This window comes from Methylobacterium sp. B1 (assembly GCF_000333255.1).
Classification (GTDB): domain Bacteria; phylum Pseudomonadota; class Alphaproteobacteria; order Rhizobiales; family Beijerinckiaceae; genus Methylobacterium; species Methylobacterium fujisawaense.
Map to the genome: position 1 here is coordinate 1 of NZ_BACT01001073.1, position 925 is coordinate 925.

A 925-nucleotide genomic window follows, 5' to 3' on the forward strand; every position below is an offset into this window, starting at 1 on the left:
GCCCGGATTCACCAGCGACGGTCCCCCGTCCGGAGCCGTGGCTCTCATTCCTGTGCGCCCGCCGGACACGCGCCCGCCGTGACCGTCGCGGCGCAGAATGCGAGCGCGGCCCATCGCCTATGCTTTCTCCATTGCTTACCCATGTGACTCCCCCTTAACCGCGCGGCCTTGCCTGGCTCTGTCGCGTTCGTGTCCCGCAGGGGGCCTCCCGGTCAGTCCGTGTCCGGTCGGTCCGTGAAGGCCTCCACCGTGCGGCGCTCGCCGCGCATGAAGGCGTCGGCGGCGTGGATCAGCGGATTCAGGTCGACGTCGCTGGCGCCGGAGCGGACCAGGGCGGCGAAACGGTCGTAGAGGCCGCGGTACTCCGCCTCGGGCGGGAGCGGCTGGTCGCGGCCGTCGATCGTCAGGACGGCCCCGCCCTGCGAAAGCACCAGGGTACCGTCGTCGGTCTCGACCCGGATGTCCCAGGTCTGCGGCCCGGTCTGGCGCCAGTCGAACCGGGCCCGGATCGGGGTGCCGGCGGCATCGGCGAAATGCAGGTCGGCGGCGATCGGCGCCTGCCGGTTCTCCGGCACCGACAGGGTCGCGCCGGTCAGGTGGAACGGCGGCAGGATATGCGTGGCGATGGACAGGGCGTTGATCCCCGGATCGAACACGCCCATCCCGCCCGCGTCCCAGATCCAGTCCTGGCCCGGGTGCCAGTGCCGGACATCCTCCAGCCAAGCGATCTCCACCGACCGGATCCGGCGGCCCGACAGCCAGCGGCGCGCGGGCTCCACCCCCGGCGCGAAGCGCGAGTGCCAGCTCGCGAGCAGGCTCACGCCCCGGGTCCGGGCGGCCTCGACCAGGAGCCCCGACTCGGCCAGCGTCGCCCCGGGGGGCTTCTCGAGGAAGAGTGGCGGCCCGCCGCGATCCCCGCCAGGGC

1 protein-coding gene is annotated in these 925 nt (G+C 73.2%); it reads right to left on the reverse strand.

The window, feature by feature from the left end:
* Positions 1 to 212: 212 nt before the first annotated feature.
* Positions 213 to 925 (reverse strand): galactose 1-dehydrogenase (locus I53_RS29775; RefSeq protein ID WP_043357938.1); only part of this gene is annotated, 713 nt, incomplete at its 5' end.